The sequence below is a fragment of the Rhodothermales bacterium genome (assembly GCA_013002345.1).
Classification (GTDB): Bacteria; Bacteroidota; Rhodothermia; order Rhodothermales; family JABDKH01; genus JABDKH01.
This window is the reverse complement of the sequence record JABDKH010000049.1, coordinates 1-2,945: the sequence shown is the minus strand read 5'-3', so window position 1 is coordinate 2,945 and position 2,945 is coordinate 1. Positions and strand designations below refer to the sequence as shown.

Sequence of the window (2,945 nt, the reverse complement as noted above, 5' to 3'; positions counted from 1 at the left end):
TACTCGGTGCGCACCGTGAGCGTCGGATACGTCAGCTCCGGCAGCAGATTAATCTTGAGCCGGGAGAGAGAAACCGAGCCGAACAGCAACACGGCGATCGTGAACATGGCGATCGTCACGCGCCGCCGTGTAGAAATCTCAATGATCTTCATATGCGATAGGGCGATCCTGGCGGGAAGGGGAGTCGTCGCTTAGATATTGCTGACAATCTCCACGCGCGCGCTGTCTTTCAGACTGCTCTGGCCCGTAGTAATTACCTGGCTCCCTTCGTCGAGGCCGTCAAGGATCTCAACGAATCGCTCATCCTCGTAGCCGGTTCGAACGACCTGGCGGAAAGTCATGCTGTCGCGAATGACGAAGACCGTCGATTCGTCGTCCTCAGCAAGCACCGCCTCCTTTGGCACCAGAAGTGTCTGATCGTGGGTGTCATAGACGATCCGGATACGCGTGAACATCCCAGGCTTCAGGCGCTTCGACGAGTCTCTGACTTCGACTGTCACCTTGAACGTGCCGGTGGCAGGGTCGAGGACGGGACTTATCCGTTTGATACGCCCGGTAAACCTCTCTGACGGATAGGCATCGACCTTCAAGCTGGCGCTATGTCCTACGGTCAACTTGTTCAGCTCCCGCTCGGGGACGTGCATGATGGCATGGAGCGGATCAAAATCTGTGATCTGGAATGTCGGCTCGTACGCCTGCACCATATTACCGACCTTGATCAGGCGCTGCGAAATGATACCGGTAATGGGTGCGATGACGGTAGTGTGGTCCAGGCTCAGGCGGGCCAGATCACGAGCAGCCTTCTGGGCCTCATACTCGGAACGAACACGCTCGTACTCCTCGGAGCTTACAAGCTGCTTCTCGTACAGCTCTTCATTTCGCTCGAACTCCCGCGCCAGCTTCTGCAGACTAGCCTCGGCACGATCCACTTCAAGCGCCAACCGCTCGTCATCGAGTTGTGCGAGCTTCTGTCCGGCCTTCACATAATTGCCTTCTTCGGCGAAGATCTGCTCGACGATGCCGCCGGATTTCGAAACGACCATTGCCTGTTCCTCGGCCTCAAGCGTTGCGGTACCAACCAGGTACGCGGAGATGTCACCGGAGACCACTGCAGCGACTTCGACGGGAACGGCCGGACGGGAGTCTTTGTCCTCGTCAGCGTCCATCGACTTCGCGTCGTTTCCGCAGCCGAGTTGCGTCGTTGCTGCTATCACAAGCAGGAGGGTGAGCAGAAACCCTGAAATTCGAATCATTCTTACCTCTAACGATGGCTGGCCGGCTGAAGTGGATGAATGTGCCGGCGAATCGATTATTGCAACTCAGCCCCCTGCTACGGCTTCGTCGTTTCTTAGTTGCAGAGCCAGATTTGGTTATCTGAATCGAATGGGGCTACTCTCCACGCCAACGACTAGCCGCCATCGCGGCTACTGACCCAGCCGATCGCCCGACACCAGAGGTCCTGACCACAAGTCGCTCGATCCCATGAACAAGGCCCAACCCCTATCGTAGTACTGAATCCGCCCTCGTCTCTCCTAACGTCGGTCCTGCTTGCGTCGAAACTAGCTACGAGTACACCCTTTCTCACTCTGGCCTTTCGTCACCGGTGCGTCTACTCGTCATAGCAATCATCATGGTCGGGTTGGCGGATGAGGCCCGGGCGCAGGATTCCGGTCGCCGCGTTGATAGCACGTTTCTGCACACGGACCTGTTTCCAGCCACCGATGCGCAGCCGTTCCGTCTCAGGCCGTTCATAATCGAGGGATCGGAGGCGGTGAGTGTAGGGAATGCGCCGGTGGACACTGCCGACTATGGCATCGATTACAGGTTCGGATTACTGGAGGTGGATCTGTCGTCATTCCGGGGAGACACGGTGGTGGTGCGTTACGAGGCGCTGCCTGTACGTTTTCGGGACGTTTACCGGGCGAACACGTTGACGTCCTCAGCCGACTCGCTGGCGGACGAACGGTTGCCTGACATCCGGCCCGAGGTTCGCGGCGAGACGCCCGATCCGTTCGGCAGCAGCAACCTGCGTCGAAGTGGATCCATCACCAGGGGCGTTATCGCAGGCAACCGGCAGGATGCGACAATCGAGTCTGGACTCCGGATGGAACTCAGTGGTGAGATCGTGGATGGCGTCGACCTGCGTGCCGTCTTGACGGACGAGAACACGCCAATTCTGCCGGAGGGTACGACGCAGCGCCTGAGTGAGATCGACCGCGTGTTTATCGAGGTCCGGTCAGGGCGCGGCCTGGCGCAGCTGGGTGATTTTGATTTCGCTCTGTCGTCTTCGGAGTTCGCACAATTCAGTCGAAAACTACAGGGTGCCAAAGTACAGGGTTCAATCCCTGGAACGGGTCGCTTCTTCAGCGGCGGTGAGGTAGTCGTTGCCGGCGCTACTACAAGAGGTACGTATCGGTCTCAGACTATTCAACCAGCCGAAGGTGTTCAGGGCCCCTATCGTCTCGAGGGAGAGACGGGTGAACGTTTCATCATTGTCGTGCCGGGCACAGAGGAGGTGTACGTCGACGGTCGGCGACTGGTGAGAGGCGAGACGAACGATTACGTCATCGATTATGCTACTGCCGAGATCTCGTTCACGCCGAACCAGATTGTCACGGCCAACAAACGCATCGTCGCGGAATTCCAGTACTCGACGAACCAGTTCACGCGGTCGCTGGTGGGCACGAACGTGCTGGCGAACTTTGGCTCGCGCGAGGGGATGTCGGGGCACCTCGGGGCTACATATTTGCGAGAGGCCGACAGCAAGGACTTCAGTCAGGAATTCGGACTTACGTCCGCGGACTCGGCGTTGCTGGTGGTGAGTGGAGATGCAGCCGCAACACGTTCAGGTGCCGAGCGCGTTGAATACGATCCTGAGGCCCTCTTCGTACAGTACACGAGACAGGAAGTTGTAAATCCGGATGCAACTACAGACACGGTGTTTG

At 58.0% G+C, this 2,945-nt stretch carries 3 protein-coding genes; 1 reads left to right on the top strand and 2 read right to left on the bottom strand.

Annotated elements, in window-relative coordinates:
* Together HKN37_02260 and HKN37_02255 are read right to left on the bottom strand one after the other, a co-directional pair.
* On the bottom strand, positions 1–152 hold a 152-nt coding region (locus tag HKN37_02260; protein NNE45464.1), incomplete at its 3' end, for a hypothetical protein.
* Positions 153–191: 39 nt separating this feature from the next.
* Entirely contained in the window at positions 192–1,253 is a 1,062-nt protein-coding gene (locus tag HKN37_02255) for an efflux RND transporter periplasmic adaptor subunit (protein NNE45463.1), read from the bottom strand.
* Positions 1,254–1,603: 350 nt separating this feature from the next.
* Between HKN37_02255 and HKN37_02250 the strand changes: the two genes are divergently transcribed.
* On the top strand, positions 1,604–2,945 hold a 1,342-nt coding region (locus HKN37_02250; GenBank protein ID NNE45462.1), incomplete at its 3' end, for a hypothetical protein.